The sequence below is a fragment of the Rhizobium sp. BT-226 genome (genome assembly GCF_025847085.2).
GTDB classification, from domain to species: Bacteria; Pseudomonadota; Alphaproteobacteria; order Rhizobiales; family Rhizobiaceae; genus Rhizobium; species Rhizobium sophorae.
Map to the genome: position 1 here is coordinate 396070 of NZ_JAOYTI010000002.1, position 17709 is coordinate 413778.

A 17709-nucleotide genomic window follows, 5' to 3' on the forward strand; every position below is an offset into this window, starting at 1 on the left:
CGCAAAACGACGATCACGCCGTCCTCACTTTTCATTGCTCCTTCTTGATCCCGCAAATTTGTCTCTTTTAAACAGTGGCTTACCGCACTTCCCCCGATTGTCAACAAATGTCGAACAGTTTGTCGCTGTTTCGCTAGGGCTGAGCGCCCGCTAGGGAAATGCTGCACGCAATGTGCTGTCGAAACAATTCAAGGATCATCAATGTTTTCCATTAAGTCCGCCCTCGTTGCCGGTGTCCTGGCACTTGCGTCCTCCACTGCATATGCGCAGACGATCGATGTTCCTGCCGGCACCTATCAGGCGGATGTGACCCATACCAATGTTCTGTGGAGCGTCGTCCATTTCGGCCTTTCCAACTATATCGGCCGCTTCGACAAGATTTCCGCGACGCTCGAGCTCGACCCTGCGGACGTTACGAAGTCGAAACTGACGGCAACCATCGATCCGGCTTCGGTCAGCACAAACTATCCGGCAAGCGACAAGAGCTTTAATGCAGAGATTGCCGGTGAGATGTTCTTCGATGCGGCCAAGTTCAGCGAGATCACCTTCGTTTCAACGGCCATCAACGTCAAGGACGGCAAGACCGGAACCGTCACCGGTGACCTGACGTTCCACGGCGTCACCAAGCCCGTCACGCTCGACGTTACCCTGAACGCGGCGCTCAACCCGCACCCGATGTCCAAGAAGCCGACCGTCGGCTTTTCAGCAACCGGAGTGATCAAGCGCTCCGATTTCGGTGTCGCCGCTTTGGTGGGTCCTGTCAGCGACGACGTCAAGCTGACGATCGAAACCGAGTTCGTCGCTCAGTAAGTGTTCGTTGCCGGTGCAGCCCGACATCGTCGGGTTGCGCCGGCTGTTTTGCGCTCCCATTGCGACAACTGGAAGTCACCCATGTCAGCTACACATTCGGTCCGGGCCTACAGTATGGGTGCAATGATCCTGCACTGGCTCATCGCTGCGCTCATCCTGACCCAGCTTGCCATGGGTTTTCTGATGAGCCGCGTGGAGAGCCTTCCAGATACGCTGCGTTTTGCGATGTTTCAGTGGCACAAGACGTTCGGCATCGCGGTCCTAACCTTGACGATCGCCCGCATCGCCTGGCGCCTGTTCCACACGCCGCCCGCGCATGCGCCGATGACACGGGCGGAACGGGCCGCGGCCAGCATCGTCCATGCACTGTTCTATGCGCTGATGCTGGTCGTGCCTTTGACCGGCTGGCTGCTGGTGTCGGCGTCCTCTACAGGGATTCCCACCCTTCTGTTTCTTTCCGATACCCTGGTCTGGCCACATCTGCCCATTCCGACCTCGATGCGCGCAACAGTTGAGGCCGCGTCCGAGAATGCGCATGTCATTCTGGCCTATGGTTTCGGGTTGCTTCTGGTTCTGCATGTGGCCGGGGCGCTCAAGCATTCGGTGATCGACCGGATGCCGTCCTTTTCGCGAATGATCCCTTTCGGCTGGCTGCGCCGGATGCCCTCCTCCGCAATCGGCGTGCTGGTCTCCGTCGTGCTGGCACTGTGCTTTATCGGCGGCGGACTGTTGATCCCCAGAACGGGCGGCACTACATCCGTCAATGCCGCGGACCTTGGATCGACTGAAGCATCGCCATCCGGCTGGGTGATCGATAAAACGATGTCTGCACTGACCTACACGATCAATTTCTCCGGAACGCCGACTGCCGGCACGATCGGAAAATGGGACGCATTCATCGAATTCGATCCGGACAATCTTGGCGCCGCCAAGGCGCGGATTGTCATCGACGCCGCCTCCATCGATTTCGATAATTCATTCGTCAGGCCCAATATCGGCGGCGACGACGGCCTGCAGACGGCGACCCATCCGCTGGTGGAGGTTGTGCTCGACCATTTCGAAACGGCGGGCGAGGCCTATTACGGCAAGGGCAATGTCCTTGTCCGCGGTGTGACGGTGCCTGTGTCGGTCCCGTTTACGATGCAGCGCGACGGGGCGGGACGGGCTATCGTTGCCGGCACGGCGGAGCTGGATCGTCTGGCCCTTGGACTTGGTCTGCAGAATGACGGAAAGGGTGAATGGCTCGACAAGGTCATCCGCGTAGCCTTCAAGCTCGAAGCGACGCCGTCCGGGCCAATGAGCTAAGCCGGAAAGTCGCTGGCGCCCCCGGTTTCCCTGAAGAAAGAACAACCTGTGATCTCAGCTGGTCGATGCTGCGGTGAAAACCGCCAGCTGAGCGGCGAAAGCACGCTTGTATGCCGGCCGCGCTTCGCCGCGGGCGACATAGGCGGAAAGGTTCGGATAGTGGTCCAATATATCCGATCCTTTCAGTCTGAGCAGCACCGTCACCATCAGCAGGTCGCCGGCGCTGAACGCGCCGTCGAGCCAGTCGGCATCGCCAAGGCGACGGGAAAGATCGTCCAGCCGCTTCCGGATACTGACCTCGAGGGCATGCAGGCGCTGCTCGTACCAAGGCTCGTCGCGCTCGAGGATTCTGGCGAGGGCGCGGTCGAAGATCGGTGGTTCCACCGTGTTGAGCGCGGCAAACATCCATGTGAGCGCGCGCGCCCGGGCATTCGCATCGTCCGGCAGCAGGCCCGCATGGCGCTCGCCGATATGGAAGACGATGGCGCCGGACTCGAATAAAGCGAGATCGCCTTCTTCATAGGTCGGGATCTGCCCGAAAGGCTGCAGCGCGAGATGCGCAGGTTCCTTCATCTCTTTGAACGATACAAGACGCACGTCGTAAGGCTGACCCACTTCTTCGAGCGCCCAGCGAACGCGCATGTCGCGGGCCAGCCCTCTGCCGCGATCGGGCGACCGTTCAAAGGCGGTAATGGTAATCGTCATGGGTGTTCTCCATAGCTTTGTCCTGAAGACGGTCGGCTAAACGAGAATCCGACAGATCATGCTCGAGATAATCCTCGCGGTCGTTCCATCTGGTGTGAGATCAGGCTTTCACGACATTGAGGAATATTTTCCGAACTGCTTTCGACAGCCGCTTCACCTCCGCTTCCAGCGTCTTGATGTCAGGGCAGTCACCGGCGCGGCAGACGAGTTCGACGAGGCCTGCCGGCGCGTCCTTCGGATCGAACAGGCCGTCGATGGAGAGGCGGATCAGTTGCGAAAGGCCGGTATAAAGCGTGAAGGCTTCGAGGCATATGTCGAGATCGGCGGTGGCCATCAGCGGCTCGCCAAGCACCTTCAGGGCCTCGCCGGTGCTCATCCCGTTGACGGCAATGCCGACGCCCCTGGTCGGTGCGATCAGTGCGAGATACTGGGCGACGAATTCGAGATCGATGACGCCGCCGGGAATGAGCTTCAGGTCCCACGGGCCGGAGGGCGGCTTTTCCTTGTCGATCAGTTCGCGCATCTCGGCGACATCATGCGCCACCTTGGCAATATCGCGATCGGCCGAAAGCACCTCGCGAACGACAAGCTCCGCCTCGGCGATCAGGCTCTCATTGCCGCAAATCAGCCGGACGCGGCTGAGCGCCATGTGCTCCCAGGTCCATGCCTCTTCGCGCTGATATTTGCCGAAAGCATTGATACGAGTGGCGACCGGCCCCTTGTTGCCGGATGGGCGCAGCCGCATGTCGACCTCATAAAGCACACCTTCTGCCGTCGGCGCCGAGAAGGCGGCGATCAGTCTCTGGGTGATGCGGGTGAAGTAACGCGTCGCATCGAGCGGCTTCGGCCCATCGGATTCCAAGGCCGCATCGTCATAATCATAGAGCAGGATCAGATCGATGTCGGAACCGGCCGTCAGCTCGAAACTGCCGAGCTTGCCCATGCCGGCGACCGCAATGCGCCCGCCGGGATAGTCGCCGTGTGCTACCCGCATCTCGCCTACCACGGCCTCGAGTGCCGCCGCAATGATGAGGTCGGCGAGATGGGTGAAGGCGCGTGCGGCCATCACGCCGTTGATCGCGCCTGTGAGCAGGCGGATGCCGATCAGGAAGCGCTGCTCGGCGGCGAAGATGCGCAGCCGGTCGAGCACCTCTTCATAGTGGCGGGCCTGGGCAAGCGAGCTCTTCAGCCGCTCGCCGAGATAATCACGCGTCGGCAGCTCGGCCATCAGGCCGGGATCGAGCATGCCGTCGAAGACATGCGGCTTGGCGGCGATCACCTCGGCAAGCCGGGGGGCTGAGGACATGATGTTGACGATCAGCGACAGGAGCGCCGGGTTGCTGCCGAGCAGCGAGAAGAGCTGTATACCGGCGGGAAGGCCCGAGATAAAGCTGTCGAAGCGCAGCAGCGCCTCATCGGCACGCTTGCTTTCGCCGAAGACGCGCAGAAGTTCGGGCGCCAGCTCCGTCAGCCTTTCGCGCGCCTCCACCGATTGCGTCGCGCGGTAGCGGCCGTAGTGCCAGGTGCGGATAATGCGGGAAATGTCGGATGGCCTGGTGAAGCCAAGTTTTTTCAGCGTCTCCAGCGTATCCGGATCGTCGCCCTGGCCGGTGAAGACCAGGTTTCCGGTTTCGGTGGAAAGCTTGCTCTCCTGCTCGAAGAGGCGGGCATAACGCCGCTCGACCGTCTTCAGCACGTCGACCAGCCGTTCGGAGAAGCTCGGCGTGTCGGAAAAGCCCATCATGAAGGCGATGCGCTTCAGGTCGGCATCCGTCTCCGGCAGCAGGTGGGTCTGCTCGTCGCGCACCATCTGGATGCGATGCTCGACATCGCGCAGGAACCAGTAGGCCTCGGTCAATTCGTCACGGGTTTCAGCGTCGATCCATTTCGCCTTGGTGAGTTCTCCGAGCGTCTCCTCCGTCGACCGGCCGCGCAATGCCGGCATGCGGCCGCCGGCGATCAATTGCTGCGTCTGGACGAAGAATTCGATCTCGCGAATGCCGCCGCGGCCGAGCTTGACGTTATGACCCTTGACCGCAATGGCGCCGTGGCCCTTATGCGCATGGATCTGCCGCTTGATCGAATGGATATCGGCAATCGCCGCGTAATCGAGATATTTGCGGAAGACGAAAGGGGCGAGGCCACGCAGGAAATCGCCGCCAGCCTTGAGGTCGCCGGCAACGGCGCGTGCCTTGATGAAAGCCGCCCGCTCCCAGTTCTGGCCCCTGCCCTCGTAATAGATCATCGCCGCATCGACCGGGATCGCCAGCGGCGTCGAGCCGGGATCGGGGCGCAATCTCAGATCGGTGCGGAAGACGTAGCCATCCGCTGTCCGCTCCTGCAGGATGCGCACCAGCCGCCGCATCATTCTCGGGAAGACCTCGATCGCGTCATCCGGGTCAGGCACGATGCCGGCCTGTTCGTCGAAGAAGACGACGAGGTCGATATCGGAGGAATAGTTGAGTTCGGATGCGCCGAGTTTGCCCATGCCGAGCACGATCAGCCCGGAGCCGTCGCTCGGTGCCGCCAAATCCCGCAGCCGCAGCTTTCCACCCTCATGCGCCGAAAGCAGCAGATGGTCGATCGCGGCGGCAACCGAAGCTTCGGCAAGCTCGCTCAGCCAGGCCGTCGTCGCCCGGCCGTCGAAGATGCGCGCGAGATCGGCGAGTGCGACGAGGAAGGCCACCTTGCGCTTGATGATGCGCAGCCTGCTCATCACCACGGATTCCGAAGGCGCCGCCCCCTCGCCGTCCCGCCGCCAGCAGCGCCGCGCCTCGGCGACCAGTGCCTCGATCTGCGGCTCCAGCGGTTCGGTGATGGCACCAGCGAGGATGGCGGGATCGAGATTGACGACCTCGCGCAGATAAGGCGACAGCGTCAGCACGGCCGCAATGAAATCGCGAAGCGGGCTTTCCGTCTTCAGCATCGCAGCCACCGACGGCTCGTGTCTGCCGGCCTCCTGAAGGTCGGCCAGCGCCAGCTTCAACTCCGTCTGGTTCAGCGGACGCAGCAGCCCTTCGGCGACATCCTTCAGGCCATGCGTCGATTTCGTCAGCATGCACTCTCCCTGCTTTAGCGCCTAGGGAAACGACCACGCAGAATCGCGGGAACGCCTCCCTGACCGGCATTAAACTAGGGTCTTGGCGGAAAACCGCCAATACGCGATTCAGCCGATCATCGGCAGCGGGCCATCAGGCAGCCTTGGCCGGGAAGATCATGCTGACGGTCAATCCGCGCTGTTCGGGCTTGTCAGGATCGGTATCGGAGAGTTCCAACCGGCCATTGTGCAGCTCCATCACCGCTTCGACCAGCGAAAGCCCGAGCCCTGTCCCGGGCTTCGACCGGCTTTCATCGAGGCGGACGAAGCGCTTCACCACGTCGTCGCGCCTGTCGGCCGGAACGCCCGGCCCATGGTCGGCAACCGAAAGGCAGATGCCATCCGGGTGGCGGGCGAGCTTCAGCGTTACCTTGCCCGCCCCTTCGGTATCGGAGGAATATTTGATGGCATTGTCGAGCAGGTTGAAGATCGCCTGACCGATCAGCTCTCGATTGCCCTGCACCTCGACATCCGGCTCGATGCTGGAGCTGAGGCCAAGCCCGGCCTCCTCCGCCGCCGGTTCGTAAAGCTCGGCGCTGTCGGAGACGATGGCCGAAAGTTCCACCGGCGACATCTCTGCGGCGACCGAGCCGGCCTCGACGCGGGAGATCATCAGCAGCGCGTTGAAGGTGCGGATCAGCTGGTCCGATTCGGAGATAATGCCTTCGAGCGCGCTGCGCCGCGCCTCGCCGTCGGCGATATCGAGCGCATCGGCCGCCTTGTTGCGCAGCCGCGTCAACGGCGTCTTCAGATCGTGGGCGATGTTGTCGGAGACCTGCCGCAGGCCCTCGTTGAGCTTCTCGATGCGCTCCAGCATGGTATTCAACGACATCGACAGGCGGTCGAATTCATCGCCGGATCCGCCCACCGGCAGGCGCTGCGACAGGTCGCCGGCCATGATCTTCTTGCTGGCATCCGACATGCGGTCGATGCGTTTCAGCGCGTTGCGGCCGATGCCGAACCAGATGATGATGGCGCCAAGCCCCATGATTGCCAGGGCCACCATCAGCGCCTGGCGCACCAGCAGACGGAAACGCTCGGGGTCACCAAGGTCGCGGCCGATCAGGATCCGCAAGCCATTGTCGAGCACGAAGATATTGGCGATTGCCTTGTGGCGGCGCTCGATGCCGCTGTCGGTATAACGCTGGTAGCCGAAGGGCGCGGAGGTCCAGCCGATCTCCTCGAAGACGCCCGGCTGCACCGAGGCGACGTTGCCGGCGAGAATATCGCCCGAGGGACCGGCGATGATGTAGAGGTTGGCGCCCGGCTGGCGGGCACGCCGCTCCATCATGCGCAGGAGAAGGTTCATGCCGCCAGTGTCATAGGCGCGCTGCACCTGCTCCACCTCCTGCCTGACGGCGTCGCGGATCTGGCCCGTCAGCAGCCGTTCCGACATCGCCGTCACGTAGAAGACGAGCGTCGCGGCGCAGATGGCGAAAAGCAGGATGTAGAGTGCCGAAAGGCGGACTGCGGTGGACTTGAAGAGAACCTTGAAACGGCTCATCCCTCATCCTTGATCATGTACCCCGCGCCGCGAATGGTCTTCAGGAGCGGCTGGCTGTAGTCCTTTTCGATCTTCGAGCGCAGCCGCGAGACATGGACGTCGATGACGTTGGTCTGCGGGTCGAAGTGATAGTCCCAGACATTTTCGAGCAGCATGGTGCGGGTCACCACCTGGCCGGCATTCTTCATCAGATATTCCAGCAGGCGGAATTCGCGCGGCTGCAGCGGGATCTCCTTGCCGCCGCGGCGCACCTCATGGGAAAGCCGGTCGAGTTCGAGATCGCCGACGCGATAGACGACGTCCTTATCCGGCGTGCCCTTGCGGCGGCCGAGCACCTCGACGCGCGCCAGCAACTCGCTGAAGGCATAAGGCTTCGGCAGGTAGTCGTCGCCGCCGGCACGAAGACCGGTCACGCGGTCATCGACCTGGCCGAGCGCGGAGAGGATGAGGACCGGCGTATGGATCGCCTTGCGGCGCAACTCGCTGATGACGGAAAGCCCGTCCCGGCGCGGTAGCATGCGGTCGATGACGATGACGTCATAAGTATTTTCCGACCCCATGAACAGGCCGCTCTCGCCGTCGCTGGCGTGATCGGCGACGATGCCCGCCTCGCGAAAGGCTTTCGTGAGATAGACCGCGGCTTCGAGATCATCTTCGATGATGAGAATCTTCATGCGGCCGACATTACCCGCCGGCTGCGTTTCGGCAAGGCTCAAAGCATCTTCCTGCGGGGCGGCGCTCATGGCGATCATCCTTCAAAGGTCAGAAGAATAGAGCCGCGCGGAGTTTCGTCCGCGCGGCTCCAGTTGTCTTGAGGATCAGCCCTGGCCGTTGATCGGAAGCGCTACGAAACGGCTTCCTTCATTGGACTGTATCTGGAAGAGCGCGCGGGTGCGGCCGTCCTTCTTCGCCTGGTTCAGCACCTTGACTACATCGTCAGGGCTGGAGACCTCCTGGTTGTTGACCGAAGTGATCTTTTCGCCTTCCTTGATGCCCTTGTCGGCGGCGTCGGAGTCCGGGTCGATGCCGGTGATCGCCAGGCCCTTGCCGTCGTCAGACGGGCCGACCGTCAGGCCGAGATCGGCAAGCGCCTTTTCGGAAGCCGGTGCCTCGGGCTGCTGCGGCTGGTTGTTGTCATCGGCGGACGCGTCCTTCTGGTCGATCGGCAGCGTGCCGAGTTCGACGGTGAGCGGCTGGGCCTTGCCGGCACGCCAGACCGAAAGCTCGACCTTGCTGCCCGGCTGCATCGCACCGATGCGGCGGCTGAGATCGCGGGCATCCTTGATCGTTTCACCATTCAGCGCGGTGACGACGTCGCCGGCCTTCATGCCGGCCTTGTCGCCCGGCGAACCGGCCTGCGGGGCAACGACGAGGGCGCCGCTCGGCTCGGAGAGACCGATGGATTCGGCGATATCCTTGGTCACCGGCTGGATCTGCACACCCAGCCAGCCGCGCGAGACCTGGCCGTCCTTCATCAGATCGGCGACGACGTCCCTGGCGGTCGAGGCGGGAATGGCGAAGGCGATGCCGACGCTGCCGCCCGACGGCGAGAAGATCGCGGTGTTGATGCCGACAACTTCGCCGCTGAGGTTGAAGGTCGGACCGCCGGAGTTGCCGCGGTTCACGGCGGCATCCACCTGCAGGTAATCGTCATAGGGACCGGAGCCGATATCGCGGCCGCGAGCCGAGACGATGCCGGCTGTGACCGTGCCGCCGAGGCCGAAGGGGTTGCCGACGGCAACGACCCAGTCGCCGACACGGACATTATTGTCGTCGGCCCAGTTGACGTAGGTGAACTTCTTGCCCTTGCCGTCGACCTTCAGCACGGCGAGGTCGGTGCGCGGATCCTTGCCGATCAGCTTGGCATCGAGCTCGGTGCCGTCATTCGTGACCGCGACGAAGGCCTGGCCATCGGAAACGACGTGATTGTTGGTGACGATATAGCCATCCTCGGAGATGAAGAAGCCGGACCCTTGAGCGACCGGGCGGAGGCGACCCTTGCCGCCCGGACCATTCGGACCGCCATTCGGGCCGTTCTGGCCGAAGCGCCTGGAATGGCCCTGCTGATCATTCGGATCCTGGCCGAACTGCTTGAAGAACCGCTTCAGCGGATGATCATCGGGAAGGTCGTCGAAGCCGCGGCCGTTAAAGTCGAAGGAGAAGCCGTCATTGTTGTCGGAGACGGGATTGACGCGGTTTTCGACCCGGACGGAAACGACGGCCGGCGAGACGGCGTCGACGACATTGGCGAAGCTCGGAACAGCAGGCGCCTGAACCTTGACAGCTTCGGCATAAGACCGGGTGATTTCGAGCGGAACGCCGGTTGCGAGCACAGCGGCTGCGATACCGGCGACGGTAGAAGCCTTGAGCACAGTGGCGAGGGACGGACGTCCGTTGAAATTCTTGAGCATTGGAGCACCTTCTCTTGTTCTTAAATCTTCAGACCGGCGACGCCGGATCAGTCGATGACTAAAGATATAGGACGCCGCACCTTACTGCGAACTGTCCGGCCAATGAAAAGTTCGTAATGTTTGCAATGTTTGCTTTCGGCCGAACATGCCGCCGGCTTCTCTGGCGGCCCGAAATGCCCGCCTGCCGGATCAGCATGATCGATTATTTCTTCAAAAGCTCGCTCAGCTTCGCCTGCTCGTCTGCCGTCAACTTGCTGCCGGTCGGCTTGCCGGCCCTCTTGCGCGCAAAGACCAGCAGTGACAGCCCGCCGGCCAGCACCAGCAGCACCGGCGCACCCCAGAGCAGCACCGTCTTCATGCTGACACGCGGCTTCAACAGCACGAACTCGCCGTAGCGCGAGACGATATAGGTCAGCACTGCCTCGTCGCTGTCGCCATCGGCGATGCGCTCGCGCACGAGCAGGCGCAAATCCTTGGCCAGATCGGCGTTGGAATCGTCGATCGACTGGTTCTGGCAGACCATGCAGCGCAGTTCCGCCGAAAGGGCGCGGGCGCGCGCCTCGAGCGCCGGATCGGCCAGCACCTCGTCCGGATTGACGGCAAAGGCGGACATGGGTGTGAAGAGGAGGAACAGGACGATGAGCAATCGGGAGAGAAGCCGCGACAGCTGCGAGACTTGCGAGACGCACCCAACCTCTCTTCCCCTCATTCCTGTGCTCGTCACAGGAATCCAGCCGAGGCGCGTCCGCGCCGTGAATGAATCTTTTCGCGAAGAAGAGTCTCCTGCGCCCAAGGACTTGGGCGCACTGGATTCCTGTGACAAGCACAGGAATGAGGGAGGTGGGGAACGGCGCATCATTCAGCCGGCTCCATGGTAGTCGCGGCCGGTTTTACCTTCGCCTTCCTGCGCGGGGCGCCGACACGCAGGCGCCGGTCGCTGAGCGAGACGAGGCCGCCGAAGGCCATGAGCACCGTTCCGCCCCAGATGCAGAGGATGAACGGCTTCCACCAGATGCGCACGACGATGCCGCCGTCCTTGGTGGCGTCGCCGAGCGAGACGTAGAGCTGGCTGAGGCCGAAGGTCACGATGCCTGCCTCCGTCGTCGGCATCTGGCGGGCGGTGTAGAGGCGTTTGGCCGACCAGGTGTCGGCGACCGTGACGCCGGCGCGGCGGATGGTGAAGTGGCCGCGCTCCTCGGTATAGTTCGGACCGGTCGCCGGCTGCATGCCGTCGAAATGCAGGCTGTAGCCGCCGGCATCCGCCGTTTCGCTGGGCTTCATCTCGATGACATGCTCGGTCTGGAAGGTCGTAACGGCGACAATGCCGAGCACGGTCACGCCGAGGCCGGCATGGGCAAGGGCGGTGCCGAAGGCCGAACGCGGCAGGCCGGTCAGCCGGCGCCAGGCGACAGAGCCCGCCACCTTGCCGATGCCGGCGCGATACCAGAGATCGGCGATGGCGCCGAGGATGAGGAACAGCCCGGCCGCCAGCCCGAGCACTGCAAGCACCGGCCCGCCATGTTCGATGTAGAAGAAGGCAACAGCGGCAAGGAAGGCCAGACCTGCCACGACGTAGAGCCGCTGCAGGGCGCCGAGCAGATCGCCGCGCTTCCAGGCCAGCAGCGGCCCGAAGGGCACGATGACGATCAGCGGCGCCATCAGCAGGCCGAAGGTCAGGTTGAAGAAGGGCGGCCCGACGGAAATCTTATCGCCGGTCAGCGTTTCCAACAGCAGCGGATAGAGCGTCCCGGTCAGCACCGTGCCGCAGGCGACCGTCAGGATCAGATTGTTGACGACGAGTGCGCCCTCGCGCGAAATCGGCGCAAACAGCCCGCCGGCCGCGAGCTTCGGCGCGCGGAAGGCAAAGAGCGACAGCGCCCCGCCGATGAAGATCAGCAGGATACAGAGAATGAAGACGCCGCGGGAGGGGTCGCTGGCAAAGGCATGCACCGAGGTCAGCACGCCGGAGCGGACCAGGAAGGTGCCCATCAGCGACAGCGAGAAGGTGAGGATGGCGAGCAGCACCGTCCAGATTTTCAGCGCCTCGCGCTTTTCCATGACGAGCGCCGAATGCAGCAGGGCGGTGCCGGCGAGCCAGGGCATGAAGGAGGCGTTTTCCACCGGGTCCCAGAACCACCAGCCGCCCCAGCCGAGTTCGTAATAGGCCCAGTAGGAGCCCATGGCGATGCCAAGCGTCAGAAAGGTCCAGGCGGCCAGCGTCCAGGGCCGCACCCAGCGCGCCCAGGCGGCGTCGATGCGCCCTTCCAGAAGGGCTGCGACGGCAAAGGAGAAGCAGACGGAGAAGCCGACATAACCGAGATAGAGCAGCGGCGGGTGGATCGCGAGGCCGACATCCTGAAGCACCGGGTTGAGATCGCGGCCCTCGGCCGGCGCCGGATCGAGACGGAGGAAGGGATTGGAGGTCAAAAGAATGAACAGCGTGAAGGCGACCGAAATCCAGGCCTGCACGGCCAATACATTGGCCTTCAGCGTCTCCGGCAGATTGCGGCCGAAGACGGCGACCAACGCGCTGAACAGCGTCAGGATCAACAGCCAGAGCATCATCGACCCTTCGTGATTGCCCCAGACGCCGGAATATTTATAGAGCAGCGGCACCAGCGAATGCGAATTCTCCCAGACGTTCTCGACCGAGAAATCCGAGACGACATGGGCATAGGTCAGCACGGCGAAGGAGAAGGTGACAAGCGCAAACATCGCCAGCGAGCCGATCGCCGCCACATCCATCATCGCCCGGTCATGACGACGGGCTCCGATCACCGGCACGATGGAAAGGATGAGCGCGGTTGCCAGCGCCAGCACCAGCGCGTAATGGCCGATCTCGATGATCATTGCGTCGCCTTCACTTGCTGTCCTTTCACTTCCTGGCCCTGAGCTTCTTGGCCTTGACCTTCCTTCCACAGCCCCTGGGATTTGAGCCTGTCGGCCACGTCCTTCGGCATATAGGTCTCGTCATGCTTGGCGAGCACGGTGTCGGCGACGAAGACGTTCGTGCCAGTGGCGAACATGCCTTCGGTGACGACGCCCTGGCCCTCGCGGAAGAGGTCGGGGAGAATGCCGGTATATTTGACCTTCACAGCATTGGTGCTGCCGTCGGTCACGGCAAATTCCACCGTCGAGCCGGTGCCGCGCACTACACTGCCCTCGCCAACCAGGCCGCCGAGCCGGATGCGGGTTTCCGGCGCCACCGGCGTCTTCGCGAGATCGGCCGGCATGTAGAAATAGGCGACCGACTGGCTGAAGGCGAACATCACCAGCAGCACGGCGGCGATGATGAAGCCCATGCCGCCGCCGATCACCGCCAGGCGCTTGTGTTTGCGCGTCATTGCGTCGCTCCCTCCGTGGCTATGCCGAGTTCCCTGGCAAGCGCCAGCAATTGCCTGCCCTCTTCGCCGGGCGGCGGAAAAGCCGCAAGCCCGCGTTTCAGGGCGCCGGCGGCGCGATCCTTGTCGTTCAATACGGCGTAAGAGCGGACGAGCCGCATCCATCCCTCGAAATTGTTCGGATCCTCGCTGAGCTTGGCATCGAGGCTTTCGACCATGCCTCGGATCATTTGCTGCCGGTCGCCGGCGCTCATAGTCTCGGCCGCCGCCACATCTTGCTGCGTCGGATTGCCGGGGGCAGCCGAATTGGCGCCCGAGGCAGCCGAACCGGCGCCCGGGGCAGCCGGATTGGCGCCGGGGGCCGGATTGGCACCTGCCGGCGCGCCGCCGTTCAAGGCAATATGCTGGTTGACCAATGGCAGCCAGGGCGCATCGGCGGGCGATTGTTTTGCCAGCGCCTCGAAAGCCTGGCGCGCCTCATTTGGCCGTCCCGCCTGCTCCATGCTGAGCGCGATGTAGAAGCGGGCACGCGGATTATCAGATTCGAGCGTCAGCGATTGTTCCAGCACTTGCCGCGCCTCCTCCGTCACCACGCCGTCCGAGACCGCCATCAGCGTCTCGGCAAGTCCGTCGAGCCGGACGGGGCTCGGGCCGAGAAGCCGGATGGCATTGCGATAAGCCACTTGCGCATCGTTGACGCGCATCGTGCGGAAATAGATCGGCGCCAGCACGTCCCAGCCCTTGCCGTCATCGGGTTTCTCAGCCAGGTGCCGCTCCGCCTTGACGATCAGCACCGCCACGTCGTTGCCGGGATTTTCCAGCCGCGCTTCCAGCGGCTGCGAGGGCAGGTCCGGCCTACCCGTCGTCAAATAAAGACAGAGCCCGAGAACCGGCAGGAGCAGGAGGACGAAGGCCTCGGTGAAACGGTGATGCCGTGCGGGTTTCGGCGTTTCGGCCGGCTCGTCGGCCGAGACGGCGATCAGCCGCCGGCCGATTTCCGCCCTGGCGTAATCGGCCTCCTCCGGGGTGATCAGCCCGCCATCGAGATCGCGGTCGAGTTCGCGCAACTGGTCGCGATAGACCGCCGCCTCGCCGGCGCGGATATTTTCCGCCGCCTTCGCTCCGCGCAGAAGGGGGTAGAGCAGGATAACGGCGATGGCTGCCGTCAGAGCGGCAACGAGAATCCAGAACAGCATGTCGCCCAAATACGTGAAGCGCGTCTTCATTCCAACTGCCAAAGCCGGAATGACGAAGATTTGAGGCTAGCGCATAACCCCGACAATCGGAATCGATTTTCGGAAAGGATTATGCGCCATTTAAAGTGATAGAGCCCCCTTAGCGCGTCCTATCGGACGCGCGGCGCTCCATAAGCCGCAATTCAGAGCGGCGACCAGCTGCCGTCGCCGTTGCGGCAGGCAGCGCCGCGCGCCACCGTGTCCTTGCCGTCGACGGTCAGCGTGTGGGTATATTGCCGGCAGTTCTGCGAACCGACCTGATAGGGTGCTGCCGCCACCACCTTGCCGGTCACGTCCTTGCCGGTCCAGAGCACCGGCTGGCCGACAGCAGCCCCTTCCAGCGCGCGATATTCCGCCTCGAGCGCCCGCTGCTTGTCGCTGTCGGTCAAGCTCACGCCGCTGCGGCCGACGATGCCGCCCTGCAGCGCGGTGATGAAGGCGGCCGATGCCGAGGGCTTGCTCGAAAAAATGCCGCGCGAAGCGGCACTCTTCGTCGTCGTGCAGCCGGACAGCGCGACGGCGACGAGAAGAGCGGAAGCGATCATGCCTTGCGAGCGTAAAATCATTGCGTCGAACCACGATCAGGGGTCAATTTCAGCCGATCGAAGTGCAGCGTCCCCGTGTCAGCATTAAGGCAAAGCATGCTATACATTTGCCAGTATCTTTGTGACATCAAGCAGTTGCTCATGCAACATCCTTTGTGACGCCGGGCAGGATAAGCTTCGCCTTCAGCCCGCCCCATTCACCGCGGGAAAGCTCGAGCCGTCCCTGGTATTCGTTGGAAATCTCGGTGACGATCGAAAGGCCGAGCCCGGTTCCGGGCTTGCTTTCGTCGAGCCGGCGGCCGCGCTTCAACGCCTCGCGGATCTGGTCCGGCTCCAGGCCCGGCCCGTCATCCTCGACGGCGAGTTCCACCCAGTGGCGGCGCGCGCTCGCCTCCACCCCCTTCACATCCTCGCCGGCCTCGACGGCCGAAAGCCGCACCCTGCTTTTGGCAAAACGCGCCGCATTTTCCAGGAGATTGCCGACAGTCTCCTCGAGATCCTGCTGCTCCATGGCAACGGCCAGATGTGGTGGCGAGACGACGAGATCGAATTCGGTATCGACGTTCAGCCGGCGCATGACACGCACCAGCCGCTCCAGCGCCGGCTCGGCATCGGTGCGGGCGAGCACGGATTCGCGCTGCGCGGCGATGCGGGCTCGATTGAGATAGGACTGCACCTGCCCCTGCATCGATTCCGCCTGGCTGCGGACCAGCTCGCCGTGGGATTTTTCGAGCACGCGCGCTTCGTTGAGAAGCACGGCGATCGGCGTCTTCAGCGAATGCGCGAGATTGCCGACCTGCATGCGGGCCCGCTCGACGATGCGGCGATTGCTGTCGATCAGCGCGTTCACCTCGTTGGCGAGCGGCAGGATTTCGCGCGGGAAGTCGCCTTTCAGCTGTTCGCTCTCGCCGGCGCGGATGCGCTCCAGCGCGGCACGCGCCTTGTCGAGCGGCTTCAGCCCGTAGAGAATCGCCAGCGCGTTGACGATCAGGCTGCCGACGCCGAAACCGGCAAGCGCCAGATAGAGGCTGTGGGAAAAGGTGCGGACATCGTCTTCGACGACATCGACATTGCCGGTGACGCGGACGCGCGCTGCACGCCCGTCGGTATCGAGCACCACTTCGGTTTCGGCCACCTGCACGCGGTTCCCGGAAGCATCCGTCACCTGGTAATAGCGCTCGTAATTCTTGTCGAAGGGCGCTTCGACGACGGAGGGAACCGGAATGAGCGCCGAGCCCAACGAAGGCGACACCAACGGTGCGGTCGTATAGGTGCCGAGCGGCTCCACCACCCAGTACCAGCCGGTCTTCGGCTGGGCAAAACGCAGGTCGCCGAGTTGCGGGCTGCCGCTGAGCGCACCCTGATCGCCGATCGTCACCGAATTGATGACATTATAGAGCTGCGCCCGCAACAGATCCTGGAAACCGCGTTCGGCGCTCTTGCGGTAGAGGGTGGAGATCAGCAGACCGATCACCACCAGCGCCACCGTCGACCAGACCGTGGTCAGCAACAAAACACGTGCGGTGAGCGACTTAATTCGCATGTTTCGGCGCTTGGATACGGTAACCGAGACCGCGCACCGTTTCGATCAAGTCGACCCCCATTTTCTTGCGCAGGCGGCCGACGAAGACCTCGATCGTGTTGGAATCACGATCGAAATCCTGGTCGTACATGTGCTCGACCAGTTCCGTGCGCGAGACGACCTCGCCCATGTGATGCATGAGATAGGAAAGCAGGCGATATTCGTGCGAGGTCAGCTTCAGCGTCGTGCCGTTGACCGTCGCCTTCGAGGATTTGGTATCGAGCCGCACCGGTCCGCAGATGATCTCGGATGAGGAATGCCCGGCCGCACGCCGGATCAGCGCCCGAATGCGGGCCAGCACTTCCTCGACATGGAAGGGCTTGGTGACGTAGTCGTCGGCACCGGCGTCGATGCCGGCGACCTTGTCGCTCCAGCGGTCGCGCGCCGTCAGAATCAGCACCGGCACGCCGCGGCCGGCGCCGCGCCATTTTTCAAGAACGGTGACCCCGTCCATCTCCGGCAGGCCGATATCGAGGATGATGGCGTCATAGGGTTCGGTGTCGCCGAGGAAATGGCCTTCCTCGCCGTCGAACGCCTGGTCGACGACATAGCCCGCCTCCTTCAGCGTGTCGGCCAACTGCCGGTTCAGATTAACGTCGTCTTCGACTACCAGGATGCGCATCGGTCCGCCTTCGTCCGCTTCAAATCGATCAATTGTCCTGAATAAGCCGATTCCGCCTACATCGGAACCTTTACCGTGACTTTGCGTGGGCGCTGGCCGTTACCCTGCACAAGAACGGTGATGATGCAGGTATCGCCCACCGGTTGCACGGACAGGAGCTGGCCGCCCGTCTGCTCGACGACCTGGGCTGCGGCGGCGCTGCAATCGCCTCCGATACGCACGACAAAAGTGCCCGCGGCGTCCGGTGAGGGCGCCGATACCACCAGTCCGGCGGCCAATGCTGCGACGCTCAGAGGAAAGGCCATGTGTTATGCTTTCAAGGTAATGCCAACTTGCCCCGAATATGTACTCACGCGACCTGAATGGCAAATGAATGCGCTGTAATGCAGGGTGTTTAGAACTGTTCTCGACTGTTCGGGACAGCCGGTTTCAGCGCCTCTAAATTGCCGCCGCAGCAGGCTCCGGCGGCGGCCGTTGCGGCCAAAAACAATACCTCAGCCTTGGGATCCACGCATTCTTCATCACCTCCGGTAAGGCGGGAAGCCGGCGGGA

Annotated in this window: 15 protein-coding genes; 2 read left to right on the top strand and 13 right to left on the bottom strand. The window is 63.0% G+C overall.

Going from position 1 to position 17709, the window contains the following annotated elements:
* Nucleotides 1–201: 201 nt before the first annotated feature.
* Both OIU37_RS12050 and OIU37_RS12055 read left to right on the top strand, forming a co-directional pair.
* Nucleotides 202–810 carry a YceI family protein gene (locus tag OIU37_RS12050; RefSeq protein WP_168313563.1) on the top strand — a complete coding sequence of 203 codons (609 nt, stop codon included), beginning with the start codon at nucleotides 202–204 and terminating at the stop codon, nucleotides 808–810.
* Nucleotides 811–891: 81 nt separating this feature from the next.
* A complete protein-coding gene (locus tag OIU37_RS12055) occupies nucleotides 892–2115 on the top strand; it encodes a cytochrome b/b6 domain-containing protein (RefSeq protein ID WP_264257577.1) in 1224 nt (407 codons plus the stop codon).
* 54 nt (nucleotides 2116–2169) lie between these two features.
* On the opposite strand, the gene OIU37_RS12060 is transcribed toward OIU37_RS12055, so the two are convergent.
* From OIU37_RS12060 to OIU37_RS12120, 13 genes are all read right to left on the bottom strand, one after another.
* Nucleotides 2170–2820 (bottom strand): glutathione S-transferase family protein, encoded by a 651-nt coding sequence (locus OIU37_RS12060; protein ID WP_264257578.1) that lies wholly within the window; start codon nucleotides 2818–2820, stop codon nucleotides 2170–2172.
* A 100-nt stretch (nucleotides 2821–2920) separates the two neighbouring features.
* Nucleotides 2921–5878, bottom strand: a complete 2958-nt coding sequence (locus OIU37_RS12065; RefSeq protein WP_180693363.1) for a bifunctional [glutamine synthetase] adenylyltransferase/[glutamine synthetase]-adenylyl-L-tyrosine phosphorylase — start codon at nucleotides 5876–5878, stop codon at nucleotides 2921–2923.
* Between the two features lie 133 nt (nucleotides 5879–6011).
* Nucleotides 6012–7421, bottom strand: coding sequence for a HAMP domain-containing sensor histidine kinase (locus tag OIU37_RS12070; protein WP_180693364.1), 1410 nt, complete (start codon nucleotides 7419–7421; stop codon nucleotides 6012–6014).
* On the bottom strand, nucleotides 7418–8173 hold the full coding sequence (locus OIU37_RS12075) for a response regulator transcription factor (protein ID WP_372353359.1): 756 nt from the start codon (nucleotides 8171–8173) through the stop codon (nucleotides 7418–7420). Before OIU37_RS12075 ends, OIU37_RS12070 begins: the two co-directional genes overlap by 4 nt.
* 66 nt (nucleotides 8174–8239) lie before the next feature.
* Nucleotides 8240–9832, bottom strand: a complete 1593-nt coding sequence (locus OIU37_RS12080) for a Do family serine endopeptidase (RefSeq protein WP_264257579.1) — start codon at nucleotides 9830–9832, stop codon at nucleotides 8240–8242.
* Between the two features lie 202 nt (nucleotides 9833–10034).
* Entirely contained in the window at nucleotides 10035–10541 is a 507-nt protein-coding gene (locus OIU37_RS12085; RefSeq protein ID WP_264257580.1) for a cytochrome c-type biogenesis protein, read from the bottom strand.
* A gap of 146 nt (nucleotides 10542–10687) precedes the next feature.
* Nucleotides 10688–12682: a heme lyase CcmF/NrfE family subunit gene (locus OIU37_RS12090; RefSeq protein ID WP_264257581.1), complete on the bottom strand. Its 1995-nt coding sequence runs from the start codon at nucleotides 12680–12682 to the stop codon at nucleotides 10688–10690.
* Complete coding sequence (gene ccmE / locus OIU37_RS12095) at nucleotides 12679–13176, bottom strand: cytochrome c maturation protein CcmE (protein ID WP_264257582.1); 498 nt, start codon at nucleotides 13174–13176, stop codon at nucleotides 12679–12681. Before ccmE ends, OIU37_RS12090 begins: the two co-directional genes overlap by 4 nt.
* Nucleotides 13173–14399 carry a c-type cytochrome biogenesis protein CcmI gene (gene ccmI, locus OIU37_RS12100; protein ID WP_171601076.1) on the bottom strand — a complete coding sequence of 409 codons (1227 nt, stop codon included), beginning with the start codon at nucleotides 14397–14399 and terminating at the stop codon, nucleotides 13173–13175. Before ccmI ends, ccmE begins: the two co-directional genes overlap by 4 nt.
* Nucleotides 14400–14551: 152 nt before the next feature.
* Entirely contained in the window at nucleotides 14552–14974 is a 423-nt protein-coding gene (locus tag OIU37_RS12105; protein ID WP_180693368.1) for a hypothetical protein, read from the bottom strand.
* A 118-nt stretch (nucleotides 14975–15092) separates the two neighbouring features.
* Entirely contained in the window at nucleotides 15093–16496 is a 1404-nt protein-coding gene (locus tag OIU37_RS12110) for a HAMP domain-containing sensor histidine kinase (protein ID WP_018070966.1), read from the bottom strand.
* A complete protein-coding gene (locus OIU37_RS12115; RefSeq protein WP_003546765.1) occupies nucleotides 16486–17157 on the bottom strand; it encodes a response regulator transcription factor in 672 nt (223 codons plus the stop codon). The genes OIU37_RS12110 and OIU37_RS12115 overlap by 11 nt, the downstream gene beginning before the upstream one ends.
* Before the next feature lie 56 nt (nucleotides 17158–17213).
* A complete protein-coding gene (locus tag OIU37_RS12120; RefSeq protein ID WP_027665150.1) occupies nucleotides 17214–17462 on the bottom strand; it encodes a hypothetical protein in 249 nt (82 codons plus the stop codon).
* Nucleotides 17463–17709 lie beyond the last annotated feature (247 nt).

Bases quoted from the DNA above. Each gene is read 5' to 3' on its own strand.
- OIU37_RS12050 (WP_168313563.1), top strand. From the start codon at position 202: ATGTTTTCCATTAAGTCCGCCCTCGTTGCCGGTGTCCTGGCACTTGCG.
- OIU37_RS12055 (WP_264257577.1), top strand. From the start codon at position 892: ATGTCAGCTACACATTCGGTCCGGGCCTACAGTATGGGTGCAATGATC.
- OIU37_RS12060 (WP_264257578.1), bottom strand. From the start codon at position 2,820: ATGACGATTACCATTACCGCCTTTGAACGGTCGCCCGATCGCGGCAGA.
- OIU37_RS12065 (WP_180693363.1), bottom strand. From the start codon at position 5,878: ATGCTGACGAAATCGACGCATGGCCTGAAGGATGTCGCCGAAGGGCTG.
- OIU37_RS12070 (WP_180693364.1), bottom strand. From the start codon at position 7,421: ATGAGCCGTTTCAAGGTTCTCTTCAAGTCCACCGCAGTCCGCCTTTCG.
- OIU37_RS12075 (WP_372353359.1), bottom strand. From the start codon at position 8,173: ATGATCGCCATGAGCGCCGCCCCGCAGGAAGATGCTTTGAGCCTTGCC.
- OIU37_RS12080 (WP_264257579.1), bottom strand. From the start codon at position 9,832: ATGCTCAAGAATTTCAACGGACGTCCGTCCCTCGCCACTGTGCTCAAG.
- OIU37_RS12085 (WP_264257580.1), bottom strand. From the start codon at position 10,541: ATGAGGGGAAGAGAGGTTGGGTGCGTCTCGCAAGTCTCGCAGCTGTCG.
- OIU37_RS12090 (WP_264257581.1), bottom strand. From the start codon at position 12,682: ATGATCATCGAGATCGGCCATTACGCGCTGGTGCTGGCGCTGGCAACC.
- ccmE (WP_264257582.1), bottom strand. From the start codon at position 13,176: ATGACGCGCAAACACAAGCGCCTGGCGGTGATCGGCGGCGGCATGGGC.
- ccmI (WP_171601076.1), bottom strand. From the start codon at position 14,399: ATGAAGACGCGCTTCACGTATTTGGGCGACATGCTGTTCTGGATTCTC.
- OIU37_RS12105 (WP_180693368.1), bottom strand. From the start codon at position 14,974: ATGATTTTACGCTCGCAAGGCATGATCGCTTCCGCTCTTCTCGTCGCC.
- OIU37_RS12110 (WP_018070966.1), bottom strand. From the start codon at position 16,496: ATGCGAATTAAGTCGCTCACCGCACGTGTTTTGTTGCTGACCACGGTC.
- OIU37_RS12115 (WP_003546765.1), bottom strand. From the start codon at position 17,157: ATGCGCATCCTGGTAGTCGAAGACGACGTTAATCTGAACCGGCAGTTG.
- OIU37_RS12120 (WP_027665150.1), bottom strand. From the start codon at position 17,462: ATGGCCTTTCCTCTGAGCGTCGCAGCATTGGCCGCCGGACTGGTGGTA.